Genomic DNA, 20,505 nt, shown 5'->3' with positions numbered 1-20,505 from the left:
TCCAGCCCGTCCCTCGATGACGCTCCAGCTCGGGGGATCGCGGAGGCCGCTCGACGCGAGCGTGATCGTGGTCGGCGGAGCGATGCTCGCGACGCTCCTCGTCTGCCTCGTCGTCCTTCGGCCGTTCGGCCCGGCGATGAACGACTCCGATTCGGCGGCGTCGGTCGTCTATTTCCAGCACCTCGTCGGCGGGCGTCAGCTCGAGGCGATGGTGACGACGACGCCGAAGCCGCTCCTCACCATCGTCTATGGCATCACGTGGTGGCTGACCGGCGCATGGTCCGCCCTGACCCTCGAGACGATCGTCGTCTTCACCCTCGCTGTCGGGCTCGCGACGAGCATCATGCTCCGCATCGGCCTGCCCGCCGCTGCCGCGTTCGCCGTCGTCGCGCTCGTGGGCTGGCCCGAGCTCCTCGTCGAGGTGGCTCACGCGAATTCCCTCGTCTGGGCGCTCGCCGGGTGGCTCATCGCCGCCTGGGCACTCGATCGCGGATCGCCGCGGCCGTGGCTCGTCGGAAGCGCCGTGCTCCTCGCGGCGCTCGCGAGGATCGAGACGTTCTGGCTCGTCGGTGCGGCCGCTGTGGCGATCGCCGTCCTCGGGATGCGCGGCTTCGGGCGACATCGCACCGCGGCAACCAGCGGTGAGGGAGTGGCCGCGATCCGCCGACTGGTGCCGGTCGTCATCGGGGGCGCGCTCGCGCTCGCCGTCATGTGTCTCCATGACTGGCTGCTCACCGGGCAGCCGCTCTTCTGGGCCGGCGTCCCGGCCAGTTACACCGCGATCGTGGATCCGGGCCTGCGGCCACTCGCTCTCCGCGAGTTCTGGGGCCGCCTGGTCGTCCCTCACTATGCCCACGACGTCCCGACGCTCGTCCTCGCGATCGTCGGCATCGGCGGGCTCGCGGCGTCCCGACGCTGGCTCCTCGCGACCGCCATCGTCACGCTCGCCGCGGGCGTCTTCGTGACGCTCGCGCTGCTCGCGGTCCGCGGCGTCTACGTCTCCGATCGCTACTGGGAGGAGGCGGACGTCGCGCTCCGGCTCGCGGCGGCGGTCGGCGCGGGGTGGCTGGTCCGCCTCGCAGGGCGCCGTGCCCGTACGCTCCTCGGTCGCGACTCGGTCGCGGATCGCCTCCGGAAGCCGGCGCTCGCCGGGATCAGCATCGCCGTGGCCCTCGTCCTGGCCTGGTCGGTCATCGGTCGGGCGGAGATCGACGAGCCACTCGCCGCGTCCCGGACCGCCAGCACCCATCTCGAGTTCGTCGAGCCGCGTCTCGGGCCCATCCTCGCCGGGGCGATGGGTGCGGTGGTCGTCGCGCCCGGCGTCGAGCTGCCGCTCGTCGACCCGACGGCGGCCCGGCTCATCGCACCGCGGGCGGAGCTGTGGCGGATCGTCGCCGACACGGGCGTCCCGTTGCCGGCGATCGGCGATTCCTTCCTCGCCTTCCGGGCTACCGACCCGGCGACGCTGCTCCGCCCGGGCCAGTGGGTCTTCCACGACGCGACGGTCGACGGTCGCGGGGGTCGCTACGCTGTCCTCGAGGTGAGTCGACCGACGGTCGTCGGCTCCATCCGCATCGTCCCCATCCTCGCCGATGCCGCGTCCGGCATCTGGCTGCTGCGGATCGCTCGTCCCTGAGCATGCCCAGGGGACGCGCTCAGGGCGCGGGTGTCACCCGGTCCTCGATCTCCCAGGCATGGTCGACCGCGTGCCAGGCCGACCGCCGGATCGCGTATCGGACGCTCCAGACCGGATTCCTGCGGCGGCTCGGCGGCGGCGGCACGCGGCTGGCGCGATCGACGAGCGTGGCGAGGAACGCCGCTCGGAGGGCCTGGGTCGCTGAGGTCGCCGCGGCGACATCGTCGGCGAGGTGGTGCGCCCCGCCGAGCGCCCCGAGGTAGGCGCGATCCGCGCCGTCGACGTGGTCGACGATCGTGGCGAGCACACGTCCGCCGCCGCGTGGCCCGCTCCGCAGGACGGCGGAGGCGTGGCGCACGGCGACCGCGTCGAACGCCGTCCAGCACGCCCGAAGGAGGCCGCTGAGTCGATCGAGCTCGGCGGCATCGATCGGTCGATCGTCGGTCGAGGCGGGCACGCCCGGGGCTCCGAAGTCCGTCGTCGCGGTGCCTGGGGTGCGCTCGACGATCTCGAAGCGACTCGTGTCGTCCGAGGTCGTGAGATCCGCTGCCGTGCGGCCGACGGTAGTCCGGTAGCGCGGTCCGACGGCGATGAGGGCGGCGAGGGCGGTCGCCTCGTCGCGGCCGCTGCGGCACCAGCCCGGCCACTCGAGCGCGGACGCGAACGCACGGTGAGCGGCGACCTCGAGCTGGACCGCGGTCCGGGGCTGCATCGTCACGTTGTACCGCACCCGCTCGGGATCGCGCTCACCGCCCGCGGAAGCGCTGCGGTCCGGGGGGACAGGCTGGCCAGACCCACCGTCGAGCGTCTAGGCTGGCCGTCAGCATGAGCGATCATCGGAGCTCACCGTGACCGTCGTCCTGACCGGGAGCGATCTCACCCGCGGGGACGTGGTGAGGGTCGCGCGAAGCGGGGCGCCGGTCCGGCTCGCACCGGCGGCCGTCGAGCGTATGGCGGCCGCCCGGACGGTCGTGGACCACGCCCTCGCCCGCCAGGATCCGGTCTACGGCCTCACGACCGCCGTCGGCGTTCTCAAACGGGTCGCGGTGGACGTTGGATCCGCGGGCGAGCTGTCGCGGCGGATCATCCGGCATCATCTCGTGGGACAGGGGCCGCCGGCGCCACCGGACGTCGTCCGGGCGACGATCCTGCGGCTCGCGAACGGGTTCGCGAGCGGTATCGTGGGCGTTCGGCCAGAGCTCGCGGAGCGACTCGTCGCGGCTCTTGAGGATGGCCGGACCCCGATCGTCCGGATCCTCGGCTCCGTGGGCCAGGCGGACCTCTCCCAGATGGCCGACATCGCGATCGACCTCTTCGCGGACGTCGAACTCGCCCCCGGGGAGGGTCTCGCCCTCGTGAGCAGCAACTCGTTCTCCACCGGATGGGCCGCACTCGCGGTCACGGACGCGTTCGATCTGCTCGACGCGATGACGACCGCCGGAGCGATGAGCCTCGAGGCACTCGCCGCGAACCCGTCGATGCTGCACCCGGCGATCGCCCGGGTCCGCCCATATCCCGGCCTGCGGACCGAGCTCGACCGCCTTCGGATGCTCCTCGCCGGTTCGTTCATCTGGGAGGACGCGCGGGCGCGATCGCTACAGGACCCGCTCACGTTCCGCAACCTGCCGCACATCCTCGGAGCGTGCCGCGACGTATCCACCCACGTGGAGGGCCAGCTCGCGATCGAGCTCAACGCGTCGCAGGGGAACCCGATCGTCGTCGTGGACGAGGATCGCCTCATCTCCGTCGCGAACCACGAGGTCCTGCCGCTCGTCCTCGCGACGGACCACCTTCGGACGGCTCTCGCCTCCGCGCTCAGCTCCTCGAGCGAACGGACGGTCAAGCTCCTCGAGACCCCATGGTCCGGGCTGCCGACCGGCCTCGTCGCGACGTCGGACGGGGCCGAGCCCGGACTCGCATACCTCGGGATCGCGAGCCAGGCGCTCGCGGCTGAGGCGCGGTCCATCGCGACGCCCGTCTCCCACGACCTTGTCTCGACCGCCCATGCCGAGGGGATCGAGGATCGCACCACGATGGCGCCGCTTTCGGTGCGGCGGCTCGCCGAGATGGCCGATCTCGGCCGGCGCGTCGTCGCGATCGAGCTCGCGGTGGCGGCCCAGGCGGCCGAGCTCCGCGCGATCGGCCCGCGCGGGATCGGGACCGGACGGGCCGCGGCGGTGATCCGCGATGTCGTCCCGTACCTCACCGCCGAGCGGACGGTGCCGGACCTCGAGGCGCTCGTCGCGATCGTCGCGAGCGGTGCGTTCGCGCCGGAGCGACTCGCCCGATGACGGCCCGCGATCGCCCGCCCGAGGAAGCGGCCGAGGACACCTCGTTCGCTCGTGGCCTTCGGCTCCTCCTCACCGTCGCCGACCGTGGCGAGGTCCGGGCTGACGAGCTGGGCACCCTCCTCGAGACGCCGCTCTCGAGCGTCTATCGCTACCTGCGGACCCTCGTCGAATTCGGGTTCGTCGAGCGGCGCGGTGGTCAGTACCGGCTCGGCCCCCGGCTCATGATCGGGAGCGGCACACAGGTGAGCAGCGAGCGGCTCATCCGCCTCGCCGACCCCGTCCTCCGGGCGATCGTCGATGAGACGGGCGAGACGGCGCTCGTCATGCGCCGCATCGGCCTCTCCGCCGTGTGCCTCCATCAGGTGGAGTCCTCGCAGGCGCTCCGGGTCGCACTCGATCCGGGCGCCATGACGCCGCTCTACGCGGGTGCGATGTCGCGCGTCCTCCTCGCCTTCGCCCCGGTCGAGATCCTGGGCGAGGTGCTCGGCGGTGGGCTCGTCCCGGTGAGCCGCGACACGCCGGACGAGGCCGTCCTCCGAGACGGACTGGCGGAGATCGTGGCCGCAGGGGGCGCGACGAGCGAGGGCGAGCTCATTCCCGGATCCGTGACGGTGGCCGTTCCCATATTCCAGGAAGGCGAGATCGTCGGATCGCTCGCGGTGATCGGGCCGGCGACACGGTGCGGTCTCGCGTGGCGCACGCGGAGTCGCCGGCTCCTCGAGACGGCGGCGGCGTCGCTCATCGCGACCCTCGCGACCGACCAGCCCCGCTGACCCGGATGGATCCTTCTCGCATGGACGGAGGTACTGGTCCCAACCGGTGGAAATCTTCATCGGGAGGCGCTATGCTCCCGGGCCATGGCCACCGCCCGACCCGACTTCGACCGCCTGGAGCCCGTCTCGGACGCCTATGCGACGCTGCCGGTGGATGCCGCCTTCAACTGGTCAGACATCGCGGATGAGTCCGTCGCCGGGGAGTGGTACCTCGTCGTGTTCCGGTCGCGGCGCAGGCCGGGAGCGGACGAGGACCGTCTCACCGCACTCGACGATCTCGCCCATCTCGAGGCGAGCGGATCGGCTGGCTTCGTCCACTACTTCAAGGGGCCGGCGAACGCGACCGGTGACTGCCTGTCGTTCTGCCTGTGGGAGAGTCGTGCCTGCGCCCGGGAGGCGTCCGGCAGGCGGGCCCATGCCGAGGCGGCAGCGATCGTCGGCGAGATGTACGAGTCGTACACGCTCGGATTCCATCGTGTCGTGCTGGCCCTCGGCAGTGCGGCGTTCTCCTTCGAGCCCTACGACCGTCCGGCCGTCGCCGCGAGTGGTCACGTTCCTGCGGGAGTCCTGGGCGCCGCGCCCGCCTGATCCGGGTCGCGGCGCATGACACCGATGATCGGGGACGAACTTCGCATCCTGAGCCGCGAACCATTCAACGCCGAGACGCCGCTCGAAGACCTCGTGGGGATCGTCACCCCGATCGAGCGGCACTTTGTCCGGGATCACTTCCCCCGCCCGGACCATCCCGGCCGGCTCGAGCTCGACGGTGCGGTCCGCCGGCCTCTGACGCTGACCATCGACGATCTCACCAGCCGTCCGATGGAGACCGCGATCGTCACCCTCGAGTGCGCCGGCAACGGTCGGGCGTTCCTCGACCCGAGGCCGCCGGGAGAGCCATGGGCTCTCGGGGCCGTCGGCACCGCAGAATGGACGGGAGTGAGACTCGGCCGACTGCTCGACGAGGCCGGTGTCCGGCCGGGGGTCGTCGAGATCCGGTTCCGTGGCGCCGACGAGGGTCGGCCAGCCGACCTCGATCGGACGATCGCCTTCGAGCGCTCCCTCTCGCCGAGCGTCGCCCGGACCGCGATCGTCGCGGTGGCGATGAACGGCAGGCCGCTGCCCGCGGAGCACGGCGCGCCTGTTCGGCTCATCGTCCCCGGCTGGTACGGGATGGCGTCGGTCAAGTGGCTCACTCGGATCACCGCAGCCAGCGAGCCGTTCGGCGGTTTCTACCAGGTGGAGCGCTACGTCGCCGGCGACGAACCGCTCGGACGGATCGAGCCGCGAGCGGTGGTGGTCGCGCCTGCGGACGCGGCGATCGTCGCACGCGGCACGGTCGTGATCCGCGGCTACGCGTGGTCGGGGGGCGGCGGCGTTCGCCGGGTGGAGGTGACCACGGACGGGGGCGCGACGTGGCGACGAGCGCAGCTCGGACGTGCCATCTCGCCAGATGCGTGGCGCGAATGGCGACTCACGTGGCGTCCGCGATCCACGGGTCCGGCGGTGATCGTCGCGCTGGCCGTGGACGCGGCCGGCCGTCGTCAGCCGCTCGAGCCCGTCCGCGACCCGCTTGGCTATCGGAACAATGCCGCCCGCGCGAGCCGCGTGACGGTCATCGACGGCCGTCGATCAGCGTCCGTCCCGCGAGGGCGCGTCCGCACCAGCTGAACGGCGTCCTCCAGGGTCGCTGTCCCTCGGCATCGCGGAGGCGTTCCGGTTGACAGCCGGTCGGTGTTTGTTGCATCGTCCGTCAAACCTAGGCCGCGACGGCCTCATCGCTCCTGTCAGGGTGTCGCCATCGTGCGTGACGAGTCCGCGAGCATCGGTCAACGGCGGCCCGAACGCGTCCCGCAGGACGACGTTCGTCGCCGGAACCTCAGCCAGGTTCTCCGGCGCATCCACGTCGGCGGGCCGGCCTCGCGATCGCGACTCGCCGCGTACACGGGCCTGAATCGGAGCACGGTCGGCGCCCTGGTCGCCGATCTCGCCGCCCGGGGTCTCGTCCGGGAACGGCACCCCGGCACGGTCGGCATCCCCGGCCGGCCGTCACCGGTCGTCGAGCCGAATCCAGACGGGCCTGCCGTCCTCGCGCTCGAGGTGTTCGCGGACTCCCTCGCCGCGGCGACGATCGGCATCGGCGGACTCGTGCGGGCGACGACGCGGACGGACCGCTCGCGGACGCCGCTCTCGCCGGAGGCGACCGTTGAGGCGCTCGTTGCGCTCTCGTCGCCGCTGCTCGGAGGCCTCACACGGACTCCCACGGACGACGCTCACCCCACCGGGGCCGTCCGGCCGCCACGCATCGTCGCCGTGGGGGTGGCCGTCGCCGGCGTCGTCCGGAGACGCGACGGGGTCGTCATGGTGGGCCCGAACCTCGGCTGGCGGGAGGCACCTTTCGCTCGCCTCCTCCGGACGGCGTTGCCGCTTGCGGTCCCGGTCCACGTCGCGAACGACGGCGATCTCGCGGCCCTCGCCGAGCACGTGCGAGGCGCCGGTGCCGGCTGCGATCACTTCATCTGTCTGTGGGGTGAGGTAGGCGTGGGCGCCGGGATCATCGCCGACGGTCGGCCGCTCACCGGCGTCTCCGGTTTCGCCGGTGAGATCGGCCACCTCTCGGTCCGTCCAGACGGACGGACCTGCCACTGCGGGGCCCGCGGCTGCTGGGAGACGGAGATCGGCGAGGACGCCCTCCTCGGCCATGCGGGATCGCTCGGCGCGGCCGGTGGCAGGCCCGGCTTCGATGCCGTCCTCGATGCGGCCGGGCGTGGCGACCCCCGAGCGCTCGCCGCTCTCGAAGCCGTCGGTCGGTGGCTCGGCGTCGGCCTGGCCGGCATCGTCAATATCTTCAATCCTCGCCGGATCGCTCTCGGCGGGCGGTTCGCAGCGATCCACCCGTTCGTCGACGCGCAGATCGAGGCGATCCTCGACGAGCTCGCCATGGCGGCCCCTCGCTCGATGGTCGAGATCGTCCCGACGGCGCTCGGGCTCGATGCCCCGCTCCACGGCGCCGCCGAGCTCGCCTTCGAACAGATCCTCGACGACCCGACGTCGCTCACCGACGCCGGTCTGCCGAGCGGACCGGCCGGCACCCTCGGCCGCCTCGTCGGAAAGGAGGTGAAGGCCGGCGTGCCGGCGTGAGCCGGCGGTACCGGATCGCGATCGGTGGCACGATACCAGGAGATCACAGGCACGGTCGTCGAGGTCGACGACCGGACGGACGGGACTCGCATCAGCGATCCCGACGTGTTGGAGGAGGACCCCGAGCATGGTATCCAGTCTCAAGCGCGTGGCCGCGGTGATCGCGGTCACAGCCGTCGTGGCGGCGGCATGCAGCAGCGCGGCGACCCCCAGCCCGAGCGCGTCGAGCGCCGCGGGCGGCAGCAGCGCGACGGGCATCGTCGCCCTGCTGCTCCCGGAGAAGCAGACCGCTCGCTACGAAGCGGCGGACAAGCCCTTCTTCGCGGCCGAGTTCGCGAAGGTCTGCCCGAACGCGACGCTCGACTACCAGAACGCCGGCGGCGACGCGCCGACGCAGCAGCAGCAGGCAGAGGCCGAGATCGCCAAGGGCGCCAAGGTCCTCGTGCTCGACGCGCAGGACGGCAAGTCGCTCGGTCAGGTCATGACCGACGCGGCGGCCAAGGGCATCAAGGTCATCAGCTACGACCGGCTCATCACCGCGGCCAACTCGAAGCCCGACTACTACATCTCCTTCGACAACGAGAAGGTTGGCGAACTCCAGGGAACGGCCCTCCTCGCCAAGCTCACCGCCGACGGCAAGACGAACCCCAAGCTCGTCTGGATCAACGGCTCGCCGCAGGACAACAATGCGACGCTCTTCAAGCAGGGCGCCCACAAGGTCCTCGACGGCAAGGTGACGATCGTCAAGGAAGACGCCATGGCGAACTGGAAGCCTGAAGAGGCCCAGGCCATCATGGAAGCGGCCATCACCCAGTTCGGCGCTGCCGGCTACGACGGCGTCTACGTCGCCAACGACGGCGGCGCGGGCGGCGTCTACGCGGCCGAGCAGGCTGCAGGCATCGATCCCAAGACCAAGCCGATGACGGGCCAGGACGCCCAGCTCGACGCGATCCAGCGGATCGTCGCCGGCCAGCAGTACATGACCGTCTACAAGGCGATCCAGCCGGAGGCCGCCCAGGCCGCCGACCTCGCCTGCCAGCTCCTCGGCGGGACCGTCCCGACGTCGACCTCGACCGTGAACAACGGTACGATCGACGTCCCATCGATCCTGCTCACCCCGATCGCCGTGACCGTGGACGGGAGCAACGGCACCACCTCCGTCGAGAACTCGGTCGTCAAGGACCAGTTCTACGGAGCGAACACCGTTTCGCAGATCTGCACGAGCGCGTTCCAGGCCGCCTGCACGGCGGCCGGCGTCAAGTAGCGCGCCTCGACCCGACGGCCGCCTGACCGCAGGGTCGGGCGGCCGCCGCCGTTCGAGCGCAAGATACGCGGCGGGGAGCGACCAGCTCCTCGCCGCTTCGATTCCGCGGAGGAGACGATGGTCGGAGTCTCGGGCACGCCGCTCCTGGAGTTGTCGGGGATCAGCAAGACCTTCGGGGCCGTCCAGGCCCTGATGGACGTCCGCTTCGACGTCTTCCAGGGCGAGGTGGTCGCGCTGGTCGGGGACAATGGGGCCGGTAAGTCGACCCTCATCAAGGTGATCTCCGGGATCTTCCCGGCCGACGCCGGAACGATCCGGTTCGACGGCCGCGAGGTCGCGATCCACAGCCCGAAGGACGCGACCGCCCTCGGGATCGCGACCGTCTACCAGGACCTCGCCCTGTGCGACAACCTCGATGTCGTCGCGAACCTCTTCCTCGGCCGGGAGGCCGGCCGCCCGGCCGGTCCCGCCGGGCTTCTCGACGAGGTCGGGATGGAGCGTCGATCCATCGAAGTCCTCCGCCGCCTGTCCGTGAAGATCCCGAGCGTCCGGACGCCGATCGCGTCGCTCTCCGGCGGCCAGCGCCAGTCCGTCGCCGTCGCCCGGAGCGTGCTCTGGGAGAACCGGGTCGTCGTCCTCGACGAGCCCACCGCGGCTCTTGGCGTGGCACAGACCAAGGAGGTGCTGGACCTTGTCAAGCGGCTCCGCGAGGAGGGCCATGCCGTCGTCCTCATCAGCCACAACCTCGCCGACGTGTTCGAGGTGGCGGATCGGGTGACCGTTCTCCGGCTCGGCCGCTTCGTCGGCACCTACGACGCGAAGACGGTCGGCCGCGAGCAGCTCGTCGGCCTCATGACCGGTGCCGTCCCGGGCGAGAGCGTCGCTGCCCGCGCGGTGTCGAACGGGGATGGCGCCACGAGCTCGGCCGCGGGCCAGGGAGTCGACTGATGTCAGCCAGCACGCTCCCCACCGATCCGCGACTCATCGGCGAGCAGCCCGGTCTCGGCGGCGCCATCGCCGGCTACCGGCGGCGCGTCCGGCAGGGCGACATCGGCCAGTTGCCGGTCGTCATCGGGCTCATCCTCATCTGGGGCATCTTCTTCTGGGCTTCGAACGGGATCTTCCTCAAGCCCGAGAACCTCGTGAACCTCGCCCTCCAGATGGCGCCGGTGGGGACGATGGCGATCGGCGTCGTCTTCGTCCTCCTGCTCGGCGAGATCGACCTGACGATCGGCATCGTCAGCGGCGTCACCTCGGCGATCATGGCCGTCGTCAACGTGAAGATGGGGCTCCCGGGCCCCGTCGCCGTCCTCGCCGGGCTCGGCTCGGGCGTCGCGATCGGCCTCCTCCAGGGCCTCTGGATCACGCGGTTCCGGATCCCGTCGTTCGTCGTTACCCTGGCCGGTCTCATCGGCTGGGAGGGTGCCCTCCTCTTCATCCTCGGCGACACCGGGACGATCAACATCCGCGACCCGTTCCTCGTCGGATTCGCCGGCACGTTCTTCAACGGCATCGCCGCCTGGGGCCTCGGCGTCCTCTTCGTTCTCTACCTTGCCGGTTCGTGGCTCCTCACCCGCCGCAGCCGTCTCGCCGCCGGGCTCGGCGCGGAGGGTGCCCCGGCCCTCGTCATCCGGATCACAGTGGTGGCGATCTTCGTCTTCGTCGCCCTCTTCGTCCTGCAGCAGGATCGGGGCCTGCCGCTCTCGCTCGTCCTGTTCGTCGGCGTCATCGTCGCCATGGATTACATCGTCAAGCGGACGCGCTTCGGGCGGATGGTCTTCGCCGTGGGCGGGAACGCCGAGGCCGCCCGGCGGGCCGGCATCCCGGTCGACCGGGTCCGGGTGACCGTCTTCGTCATCGCCTCGACGATGTCCGCGTGGGGTGGTGTGCTCGCCGCCTCGCGGCTCCTCGGCGTCGCCCAATCCACGGGGAGCGGCCCCGTCCTCCTCAACGCCATCGCGTCGGCGGTCATCGGCGGGACGAGCCTGTTCGGCGGTCGGGGCACGGTCTGGGCGGCGCTGCTCGGGATCCTCGTCATCCAGTCGATCTCGAACGGGATGGACCTCCTCTCGTTCGACCCGGCCGTGAAGTCGATGATCACCGGGATCGTCCTCCTCGCCGCGGTGACGATCGACGCGGTCGCCCGTCGCGGGCGGGCCGCGATCCGGTAGGGGAGCGCCGGTCCGCGGACCGGTCAGCTGTCGAAGCCGATCCCGATCCGGTCGAGCGTCCGAAGGACGAGACCGCGACGCCCGTCGTCGCGGTCCGCGCGGGCCAGCTCACGCTGCATGACCGCGACGGCGAGCGTCCGGAGCGGCTCCGGCGGGAACGGCAACGGGCGGGACCGGGCGAAGCGGAGCCTGAGCAGGTCCGAATCCGGGCGGAGGATGTGATCGCGGACGAGGCCGGCCGCCCAGCGGCTCGCTCCGACGCCGAGGCCTGTGTAGCCGAGGGCGTGGACGACCCGACCGCCCATGCTCGTGCCGACGCTCACCGTGAAGCGCGTCGTCGTATCGATCGCGCCGCCCCAGCGGTACGGGAAGGGGAGGGTCGAGAGCTGGGGGAATGTCTCGTGGAACTGCCGCTCGAGGAGGGCGAACGTCGCCGCCCGGGTGTCGTACGCCGGCCCGACCCGGCTTCCGGGGTGGTAGATCGCGTCGTAGCCGCCCCACAGGATGCGGTCGTCGGCGGTGAGCCGGAAGTAGTGGAACCGGTTGTTCGCGTCGGACATCCCCTGGCGCCCTCGCCACCCGATCGCCGTCCGCTGCTCGGGCGTCAGCGGCTCCGAGACGAGGGTGTAGTCGTAGACGGGGATGAAGCGCGAGCGGAGGTCGCGACGCCAGCCCGAGTACGCGGAGGTCGCGACGACCGCGTGACCGGCCCGCACGAGCCCGCGGCTCGTCGCGACCGCCACGCCGCCGCGGGCGGCCTCGATGGACATCGCCGGCGTCCGTTCGCGAATCCGCACCCCGCGCTCGAGTGCGACGCGCTTGAGGCCCCGGCAGAGCTTTGCCGGGTCGATCATGACGTTGTCGGTAGGCGGGGCGGCGATCCCGGCGAGCCAGCGCGGGGAGTGGACCTCCGCCTGGATCGCGTCGCGATCGAGGAAGCGCAGGTCGAGACCGTGACTCCGCGCGGTTCCCACCCAGGCCTCGAACTGCGGGACCTGCCACGGGTGGTCGGCCACCCGGAGCGTGCCGGTCTCCTCGAGGTCGCAGTCGATCCAGTGGTCGCGGGTGAAGGCGACGATCGCCCGGAGATTCGCCGCTCCCTCTCGTTCGAGGATCGCGATCTCATCCGGAAAGTGGCGCAGGCCGTTGGCGAGACCGTGGGTGAGGCTCGCCTCGCAGAAGCCACCATTCCGGCCGCTCGCCCCGAAACCCACCACCTCCTGCTCGAGCAGTTCGATGCGGATGTCCGGCCGCGTATCGGTGAGGTGGATCGCCGTCCACAGGCCCGTGAACCCGCCGCCGATGATGACCACGTCGGCGTCCGTCCGGCCCGTGAGCGGCGGCTCCTCGGGCGAGTCGCCGATCGTCATCCAGTACGGAACCCCGGCGGGCACATTCGTCACGGAGACTCCTGTCGGACGGGCTGGCTGATCGGGGTCCTGAGCGTAGCGGATGTGCCGGTCGGTCGCGACCGCCCGCGACGGGGCGCACCGTAACCGGTTCGACAGGTCCGCGGTTTCATCCTCCCCACCACTGGACCAGGCCGCCGACGGCCACCTGCATCGAGGCATCCGCCATGGACCCGTTCGATCCGATCGATCCCTTCGGCCCACCCGCCCCCCTCACCGCACCCGCCCCGCCCGACCCTCGAGACGAGGCGATCGGGCACGTCGGCCACTCTTCGCACTCGCCGCGGCGCCGCGGCGAGCTCGTCCTCGTCCTCGTCGCGGCGCTCCTGTCCGCCAGTGTCGCCTCCACCGCGACGGCGATCGTCGTCCTGTCTCAGGCGGCGCCCGCCACGACGACACCGATCGGGTCGAGCACCTCGGTGACCACAGCGCAGGCAGCCGCCGTGACCGCCACGACCGGCTCGTCCGCCGCGACGCGCGCGCTCGATCCTGTGGTGAGCGTCGCCGCCGCGGTGACGCCCGCCGTCGTGACGATCACCACCGATATCGCCGTGGGCGGCCGCTTCGGTGGCACGGGAGTGGGGGTGGGCTCCGGTGTCATCTACGCCGCGGACGGCTACATCCTCACGAACGCACACGTCGTCGAAGGCGCGAGGTCGCTCACGGTCACCCTGAGCGACGGCCGGGTCCTCCCGGCGACGGTCGTCGTCGCCGACCCCGCGGCGGACCTCGCGGTCGTCAAGGTCGGTGCCACCGGGCTTCCGACCGCGGCCATCGGGCGATCCGACGCGCTCAGGGTCGGCCAGCTCGTGGTCGCCATCGGCAGCCCACTCGGCACGTACACGGACACCGTGACGAGCGGGATCCTCTCGGCCGAGGGCCGATCGATCACCGTCGCCGACGATCAGACCGGGCAACCGCGGACGCTGACGAACCTTCTCCAGACGGACGCCGCGATCAACCCCGGCAACAGCGGCGGCCCGCTCGTCGACGCGAACGGAGCAGTGATCGGCATCGACACCGCGACGGCCGGCAATGCCGCGGGCCTCGGCTTCGCGATCCCGATCGACGCGGCGAAGGCGATCATGGCCCAGGCGCGCGCCGCCGCCTGATCCGGCGGCGGCCGCAGCGGCGCGGAAGACGGCCCGGCGGGATCCGCTTCGAGGCGCGGGCCGGTCAATCTGTGCGGGCCGTGATCTCGCGGAGGGCGTCCGTCGTGCGGTACATGTGGGCGAGCAGGCGCTCCACGGCTCGCGGGACATCGCGGTCGAGCGCGGCCGTCATGAGGGCAGCGTGCTCGGCCCGCACGTCGCGGCGGGCGTCCTGCGGCAGCGACCACCGTCGGTACAGCTCCGTCGCGCTCCACAGCCGGGCGCAGATATCGAGGAGCGTCGCGTTCCCGCATGCCTGAAGGAGGCTGGCGTGGAACATGGTGTGGGCGGCGGCCCAGTCTTCCGTGATGCGGGCCGGATCATCGGTCTCGTACTCTGGTGTCCCAGCGAGGCGGTGATGGGCGGCGAGGACGTTTGCCTCCCAATCGAGATCGCCTCGTTCCATCGAACTGCGGAGGGCCGCCCCGTCGTTGATGGCACGAGCCCCCACGAGCGCCTGCAGCACGTCGTGGGAGAGCGGGGTGACGACGAACCCGCGATTCGGCTCCGACTGTGCGAGCCCCTGTTCGGTGAGACGGGTGAGTGCCTCGCGGACCACCGCGACGCTGACCGCGAACCGGGTGCTGATCTCGGCGGCCTTGAGCGGCTCGCCGGGCGACAACCGGCCGGCGAGCACGTCCGCACGCAGCTGGAGGTACACGCCCTCCGTGAGGGTCTTGGCGGGTCCGCGGCGAGCCATCGGTGGATTCTATCAAGCCCTTGGTAATCGTTTCTGGAGTTGACAGTCGACTATCGGCGTCCTACAGTGCGCCCGCAGCGACGGAGGTCGCATCACTCGGAGGAGGCGTGCACATGATCACCGGCGTCTTCGGCAGGATCGGCAGCCGGATGGTCGCCCTGGCGATCGTCGGAGCACTGGTCGGCGCGTGCTCGGGCAGCAGCGCCACTCCTGCACCCACCGCATCCCCGGCCGCGGCGAGCGGTGCGCCGTCGGCGCCCGCGAGTGTCGCTGCGGCGAGCGCCACCCCCGGCGCGCCGCTCGTCTTCGGCGACCTGGCGCCGTTCACCGGGCCGGACGCGTTCCTCGGACCGCGCTATCTGGCCGGCTGCTACGCCGGGGCGAGCAACATCAACTCGGCCGGCGGCGTCCTCGGTCATCCCGTCAACTGCCAGAGCTTCGACACCCGTGGCGATCCGGCCGATGCCGTCCCCGCGGCGCAGCAGATGCTCGCCACGAACCCGAACCTCGCGCTCGTCTTCGGCGTCACCTCGGATGAGGCATCGTCCGTCGTCCCGATCCTCAACCGGGCCCCGATGGTCATGTTCTCCGTGAGTGGCCAGGCCGAGTTCGACAAGTCGACGTTCCAGTACTACTACCGGCTCATCGCGGCCGACAACCTCACCGGCGTCGCTGTCGCGATCATCGCCCACAACCTCGGCTACAAGAACGTCGCCCTCGTGTTCGGCAACGACATCGGTTCCCAGGGGACGGTGCCGACGGTCACCAAGGCATTCCAGAAGCTCGGCGGCACGATCGCCATCAACCAGGCCATCGCCCTCGACCAGAGCTCCTACCGGACCGAGATCACCCAGCTCCTCGCCACCCATCCGGACGCGATCATCACCGAGACTGACGGCCAGACGGCCGGGACCTACCTCTCCGAGCTCAAGCAGCTCAACAACGGCAAGCTCCTTCCGATCGTCGGGACGGACGCCACCGTGGATCCCCTGTGGTGGAAGGCGGCGTCCGGCCCGGTCGGCGCGGCGGACCTCGCGGCGGCCTACTCGGCAGATAACCCGTCGGTCATCCTCAGCGGAGCGCCGTACGACCCGTTCGCCGCCGGGATCAACGCCTCGACGGCCCAGATGTCGAACATCACCCAGTACCTCACCGTGCCGTACACGATGCACATCTACGACTCGGTGACGATCGGTGCACTCGCCATGGTGGCGGCCAACAGCACGTCCCCGGCGACGTACCAGCCGTTCATCGCGAAGGTCTGCACCGCATCGCCGGGCGCGACGGTCGTCCACAGCTTCGCCGACGGGGTGAAGGCCCTCCAGGCGGGCCAGACGATCGACTTCGTCGGCCCCGGAGACCAGACCGTGCTCAACCAGTGGCACAACTCGCCGGGCGGCTTCAGCGTCGTGAAGTACGGCACGGACGGCTCGATCACGACGACGGGCTCGATCTCCGCTGCCGACATGCAGGCCGCCGCGCCGTAGGTCAATCAGCAGATCCTCCTTCGACTCGCGCTCCCGGTCGAGTCCCAGCCCGACCGGGAGCGCCGATCCACCACCCCCTGATCGTCAGCCTCCCCGACAGCGACCCGGAGACGACGTGTCCCTCGACCTCTACGCCGCCGCCTTCGGCTTCGGGCTCGTCACCGCGAGCATCCTCGCCATCGCCGCGGTCGGCTTCACGATGCAGTTCGGCATCACGAACATCCTCAACCTGGCGTACGGGGATCTCATGACGGCCTCGGCGTTCGTCGCCTACGTCGCCAACTCCTTCGGCGTCAGCATCTGGATCGCGATCCTCATCGGCGGCCTCTTCGGAGCAGTCGCCTCCGTGGCCCTCAACCGGATCGTGTACACGCCGTTCCTTCGCCGCGGGACGTCGCCGTTCGGGATGGTCATCGTGTCGCTCGCCGTGGGCCTCGCGATCCAGAACACGCTCCTCGGGATCGGCGGCCCCACCGCGTTCAGCTACCAGATGGATCCGGGCCCGACGCTCCGCCTCGGCTCGATCGTCCTTACCGTCTCGCAGGTCGTCGTCATGGTCATCGCCGTCCTCGCGATGGCCGCCCTGGCGATCCTCCTCACCCGTACGCGTCTCGGGAAGGCGATGCGGGCGTCGGCGGCGAATGCTCCCCTCGCCCGGAGCTGCGGCATCCGGACGGATCGCGTGACGGACATCGTCTGGGCGATCTCGGGTGCCCTGTGCGGGATCGCGGGCGTGGTCCTCGTCATCAACACCGCATCGTTCACGGCGGTGACCGGGAGCACGTTCCTCGTCGTCGTCATCGCCGTGGCCGTGCTCGGCGGAGTCGGCCAGCCGAACGGGGCGATGATCGGCGCCCTCATCGTCGGCCTCGCCACGGAGATCGGCGCCGTGATCATCACGCCGAGCTACAAGGACGTCATCGCGTTCCTCATCCTCGTCGTGGTCCTGCTGCTCCGGCCACAGGGCATCCTCTCCCTTGTCCGATCGAACGCCTGACCGATGAGCACCGCCGTCGCGTACTACCTCACGACGCTGCTCGTCTATGCCGGCGTGGACATGATGGCCTGCTGGGCACTCAACCTCCAGTACGGGGTGACGGGGCTCCTCAACGTCGCGTTCATCCTCTTCCAGGCGGCGGGCGCCTACACCGCCGCCGTCCTCGCCCTGCCGCCCGACACGGCCAACGGCGGGTTCCAGCAGTACATCCTCGGCTTCGGCCTGCCGTTCCCGATCACCGTCATCGGCGCCGGGATCGCCGGCGGGCTCCTCGCGCTCATCATCGGCCTCATCAGCCTCCGCAAACTCCGCAGCGACTACGAAGCCGTCGTCATGCTCGTCGTGTCGATCATGGCGACGACCGTCGTCTCGAACGCCATCCCGATCTTCAACGGATCGGCCGGCGTCTCCCTCGTCCCGAACCCGCTCGACGGCCTCGGCGTGGACCCACTCCTCGAGTCGTGGCTGTACGTCGGCCTCGTCGCCGTCGTGGCCCTCGTCACGTTCCTCTTCGTCCAGCGGATCGTGAACTCGCCGTTCGGACGGAGCCTGCGGTCCGTTCGCGAGAACGAGGCGGCCGCGGCGGCGGTCGGCAAGGACGTCGCCCGGCTGCGCCTCCTCATGTTCGTCGTCGGCGGCGTCATCGCGGCGGCGAGCGGCGGGATGCTCGTCGGGTTCATCGGCCTGTGGGCGCCGTCGGCGTGGCTCTACCCGGAGACGCTCGTCGTCTTCGCCGCGGTCATCATCGGTGGGCGCGGCAACAACTTCGGCGCCGCCGTCGGGGCGCTCCTCGTCCCGGTCGCGTTCAACGAGGCGACCCGGTTCCTGCCGCAGATCGGCAACCCGGTCCTCGTCGACGCACTGCAGTGGATCGTCATCGCGGTGCTCATCCTCGCCTTCCTGTGGTTCCGGCCGCAGGGCATCGTCCCGGAGCGACGGCGGATCTTCGCCCGATCGACCGAGCGTCCATCGCGAGGCGCCGGATGACGCTCTCGCCATCGCCGGTGGCCGGTGGTGCGACACCGGCCACTGGCGCGCTCCTCTCGATCCGGGACCTGCGGCGCTCGTACGGGGGACTCCAGGCGGTCGACGGCGTCTCGTTCGACGTGCGCCCGGGCGGCATCCGGGGGCTGATCGGGCCGAACGGCGCCGGCAAGTCGACCGTCCTTGGGATCGTCGCCGGCGCGATCGCCCCGACCGGCGGGACGGTGACGTTCGACGGTCGCGACGTCACGTCCCTCGCGGTCCACGAGCGGGCCCGGCTCGGCCTCACCCGCACGTTCCAGCTGTCGAGCGAGTTCCCGCGCCTCACCGTCCTCGAGAACCTCCTCGCCGCCACCAGACACGAGCGCGGCGACAGCCTGTGGGGCGCGCTCCTCGGCGAGCGGTACTGGGGCGCGGTGGAGCGCGAGCTCGTCGAGCGGGCCCGTGAGCTCCTCGCGCGGTTCGGCATGGAGGCCAGGGAATCCGACTACGCGGGCAATCTCAGCGGGGGCCAGAAGCGGCTCGTCGAGATCATGCGGGCGCTCATGACCCGACCGCGGCTCCTCCTCCTCGACGAACCCATGGCCGGCGTCCATCCGAACCTCGCCCAGTCGATCGCGACCTACCTCGAGCGTCTTCGCGACGAGGGCCTCACGATGCTCATGGTCGAGCACGAGCTCTCGATCGTTGATCGCCTCTGCGATCCGGTCGTCGTCATGGCCCAGGGCCGGATCATCGCCGAGGGCACGATGGCGGAGGTCCGGCGCAACGAGCAGGTCCTCGAGGCCTACCTTGTCGGCTGACGGGCGGCCAGCGGCACATCTCGTCGTCAGCGGTGTCACCGCCGGCTACGGCCCGACCCCCACGATCGTCGATATGTCGGCGAGTGTCGGGCACGGCGAGGTCGCCTGCATCATCGGTCCGAACGGTGCCGGCAAGAGCACGTTCCTCAAGGCGATCGTCGGGATGCTCCGGGCGACGAGCGGCTCCGTGACCCTGGGCGGTGCGGACATCACGAACCTTGCCCCGGAGCGGCTCGCCCGGCGTGGCGTCGGCTACGTGCCGCAGGTGAACGACATCTTCGACCCGTTGACCGTCGCCGAGAACATCGAGATGGGTGGCTATCTCCTCCGTTCCGCCGAGGTCCGGGATCGGATGGCTGGCGTCCTTGCCGTCTTCCCGGCCCTCGGCGAGATGCTCGGCAGGCGGGCACTCAAGCTCAGCGGCGGTGAACGGAAGATGCTCGCCATCGCCCGAGTCCTCATGCTCGAGCCGGAGGTCCTCATCCTCGACGAGCCGACGGCGAACCTCTCGCCGAAGCTCGCGACGGTCCTCCTCCGCGACCACGTCCGCCGGCTCGCGGACGCCGGGACCGCCGTCCTGCTCGTCGAACAGCGGGCTGCGGCGGCCCTGGAGATCTCGGACTGGGCCTACGTCATGGTGTCGGGCACCGCGAGCCTCGACGGGTCGGCCCGCGAGCTGCTCGCCCGGCGCGATTTCGGCCAGGTCTTCCTCGGCCAGGCCCCGGCGGCGGCAGTTTCACAACCGGGAGGGATGGATCGGGATGCGACTCGTTAGCTACTGGCTGGACGGCGCCCTGCGACCGGCGTTCGAGGACGCCGGGCGCGTCGTCGATGCCGAGTCGGTCCACCGGTTCGCCGGGGAGCCCACGGTGCGGCGCCTGCTCGAGGCGGGACCGGACGCGCTCGCGGCGGCGGCAACGGCTGCCGGCGCGGCAATGCTGCGGGGATCCGATCCGGTCCGCGAGCTCGACGGACTGCGGCTCGGTCCACCGCTCCCGGATCCGGACAAGATCCTCTGTCTCGGCTTCAACTACGCCGAGCACGCGACGGAGCTCAGCGAGGATGTGCCGGTCGCCCCGAACGTGTTCGCGAAGTTCCGCAACGCGCTCGTGGGCCCGGCGGACCCGATCGTCCTCACCGCGGCCTCGACGGAGATCGACTACGAGGCGGAGCTCGCCGCGGTCATCGGGCAGCGCTGTCGGGATGTCAGCGAACGCGATGCCCTCGGGTACGTCGCGGGATACGCTGCGTTCAACGACGTGAGCGCCCGCGATCTCCAGTTCCGGACGAGCCAGTTCACCGTCGGCAAGGCTCTCGACACGTTCGCCCCGATGGGTCCCGGCATCACGCTCTCCGCCGAGGTGGGCGATCCACAGGCCCTGCGGGTGCGGAGCCGGCTCAACGGGACCGTCATGCAGGACGGGACCACCGCGCAGATGGTGTTCTCCGTGGCGGCGACGATCGCCTTCCTCAGCCGGGTCATGACGCTCGAGCCCGGCGACATCATCGCCACGGGCACGCCGCCGGGGGTCGGGTACAAGCGGACGCCGCCGGTCTATCTCCGGGCGGGCGACACGATCGAGGTCGAGGTGGAACGAGTCGGCCGGATCCGCAACCCGGTCGCCGCGCCACGGGTCGCAGCACCTCGGGCGCGCCCGTCCTGAGGGTCAACGGAGCCGCATGACGCGCCTGACACCGACG

Annotated in this window: 19 protein-coding genes; 16 read left to right on the top strand and 3 right to left on the bottom strand. The window is 71.0% G+C overall.

Translation table 11 applies throughout. The features are described 5' to 3' along the window. The first annotated feature begins 16 nt into the window (after positions 1-16). Positions 17-1,636: a hypothetical protein gene (locus tag IVW53_06130; GenBank protein MBF6605144.1), complete on the top strand. Its 1,620-nt coding sequence runs from the start codon at positions 17-19 to the stop codon at positions 1,634-1,636. A gap of 19 nt (positions 1,637-1,655) precedes the next feature. Here the strand turns inward: IVW53_06130 and IVW53_06125 are convergent, their stop codons facing one another. Further along, positions 1,656-2,348, bottom strand: coding sequence for a hypothetical protein (locus IVW53_06125; GenBank protein ID MBF6605143.1), 693 nt, complete (start codon positions 2,346-2,348; stop codon positions 1,656-1,658). A gap of 136 nt (positions 2,349-2,484) precedes the next feature. Here IVW53_06125 and IVW53_06120 point away from each other — a divergent pair, with 136 nt between their 5' ends. From IVW53_06120 to IVW53_06085, 8 genes are all read left to right on the top strand, one after another. Then, positions 2,485-3,927: an aromatic amino acid lyase gene (locus IVW53_06120; GenBank protein ID MBF6605142.1), complete on the top strand. Its 1,443-nt coding sequence runs from the start codon at positions 2,485-2,487 to the stop codon at positions 3,925-3,927. After that, positions 3,924-4,700: an IclR family transcriptional regulator gene (locus tag IVW53_06115; GenBank protein ID MBF6605141.1), complete on the top strand. Its 777-nt coding sequence runs from the start codon at positions 3,924-3,926 to the stop codon at positions 4,698-4,700. Before IVW53_06120 ends, IVW53_06115 begins: the two co-directional genes overlap by 4 nt. Positions 4,701-4,784: 84 nt before the next feature. Continuing rightward, entirely contained in the window at positions 4,785-5,288 is a 504-nt protein-coding gene (locus IVW53_06110) for a hypothetical protein (protein ID MBF6605140.1), read from the top strand. A gap of 24 nt (positions 5,289-5,312) precedes the next feature. Continuing rightward, the gene (locus IVW53_06105) at positions 5,313-6,368 is read left to right on the top strand and encodes a sulfite oxidase (GenBank protein MBF6605139.1); all 1,056 of its coding nucleotides are present in this window, start codon (positions 5,313-5,315) and stop codon (positions 6,366-6,368) included. Between the two features lie 132 nt (positions 6,369-6,500). Then, positions 6,501-7,838 carry an ROK family transcriptional regulator gene (locus tag IVW53_06100; GenBank protein ID MBF6605138.1) on the top strand — a complete coding sequence of 446 codons (1,338 nt, stop codon included), beginning with the start codon at positions 6,501-6,503 and terminating at the stop codon, positions 7,836-7,838. Between the two features lie 127 nt (positions 7,839-7,965). Further along, the gene (locus IVW53_06095; protein ID MBF6605137.1) at positions 7,966-9,102 is read left to right on the top strand and encodes a substrate-binding domain-containing protein; all 1,137 of its coding nucleotides are present in this window, start codon (positions 7,966-7,968) and stop codon (positions 9,100-9,102) included. 117 nt (positions 9,103-9,219) lie between these two features. Continuing rightward, complete coding sequence (locus IVW53_06090) at positions 9,220-10,050, top strand: sugar ABC transporter ATP-binding protein (protein MBF6605136.1); 831 nt, start codon at positions 9,220-9,222, stop codon at positions 10,048-10,050. After that, on the top strand, positions 10,050-11,273 hold the full coding sequence (locus tag IVW53_06085) for a sugar ABC transporter permease (protein ID MBF6605135.1): 1,224 nt from the start codon (positions 10,050-10,052) through the stop codon (positions 11,271-11,273). Before IVW53_06090 ends, IVW53_06085 begins: the two co-directional genes overlap by 1 nt. 23 nt (positions 11,274-11,296) lie before the next feature. Here IVW53_06085 and IVW53_06080 read toward each other — a convergent pair whose 3' ends face one another. After that, on the bottom strand, positions 11,297-12,643 hold the full coding sequence (locus IVW53_06080; GenBank protein MBF6605134.1) for an FAD-dependent oxidoreductase: 1,347 nt from the start codon (positions 12,641-12,643) through the stop codon (positions 11,297-11,299). Between the two features lie 206 nt (positions 12,644-12,849). On the opposite strand from IVW53_06080, the gene IVW53_06075 reads away from it, so the two are divergent. Continuing rightward, a complete protein-coding gene (locus tag IVW53_06075) occupies positions 12,850-13,794 on the top strand; it encodes a trypsin-like peptidase domain-containing protein (GenBank protein ID MBF6605133.1) in 945 nt (314 codons plus the stop codon). A gap of 64 nt (positions 13,795-13,858) precedes the next feature. Here IVW53_06075 and IVW53_06070 read toward each other — a convergent pair whose 3' ends face one another. Beyond that, a complete protein-coding gene (locus tag IVW53_06070) occupies positions 13,859-14,533 on the bottom strand; it encodes a GntR family transcriptional regulator (protein MBF6605132.1) in 675 nt (224 codons plus the stop codon). Between the two features lie 113 nt (positions 14,534-14,646). On the opposite strand from IVW53_06070, the gene IVW53_06065 reads away from it, so the two are divergent. From IVW53_06065 to IVW53_06040, 6 genes are all read left to right on the top strand, one after another. Next, positions 14,647-16,020 (top strand): ABC transporter substrate-binding protein, encoded by a 1,374-nt coding sequence (locus tag IVW53_06065; protein MBF6605131.1) that lies wholly within the window; start codon positions 14,647-14,649, stop codon positions 16,018-16,020. 115 nt (positions 16,021-16,135) lie between these two features. Continuing rightward, complete coding sequence (locus IVW53_06060; GenBank protein MBF6605130.1) at positions 16,136-17,017, top strand: branched-chain amino acid ABC transporter permease; 882 nt, start codon at positions 16,136-16,138, stop codon at positions 17,015-17,017. 3 nt (positions 17,018-17,020) lie between these two features. Continuing rightward, a complete protein-coding gene (locus IVW53_06055) occupies positions 17,021-18,004 on the top strand; it encodes a branched-chain amino acid ABC transporter permease (GenBank protein ID MBF6605129.1) in 984 nt (327 codons plus the stop codon). After that, entirely contained in the window at positions 18,001-18,804 is an 804-nt protein-coding gene (locus IVW53_06050) for an ABC transporter ATP-binding protein (GenBank protein ID MBF6605128.1), read from the top strand. Before IVW53_06055 ends, IVW53_06050 begins: the two co-directional genes overlap by 4 nt. Further along, positions 18,794-19,579, top strand: coding sequence for an ABC transporter ATP-binding protein (locus tag IVW53_06045; protein MBF6605127.1), 786 nt, complete (start codon positions 18,794-18,796; stop codon positions 19,577-19,579). The genes IVW53_06050 and IVW53_06045 overlap by 11 nt, the downstream gene beginning before the upstream one ends. Next, positions 19,566-20,468: a fumarylacetoacetate hydrolase family protein gene (locus IVW53_06040; protein ID MBF6605126.1), complete on the top strand. Its 903-nt coding sequence runs from the start codon at positions 19,566-19,568 to the stop codon at positions 20,466-20,468. The genes IVW53_06045 and IVW53_06040 overlap by 14 nt, the downstream gene beginning before the upstream one ends. Positions 20,469-20,505: the final 37 nt, after the last annotated feature.

It is taken from the genome of Chloroflexota bacterium, from assembly GCA_015478725.1.
Taxonomy (GTDB): Bacteria; Chloroflexota; Limnocylindria; order Limnocylindrales; family CSP1-4; genus C-114.
This window is presented reverse-complemented; position numbering and strand designations above follow the sequence as displayed.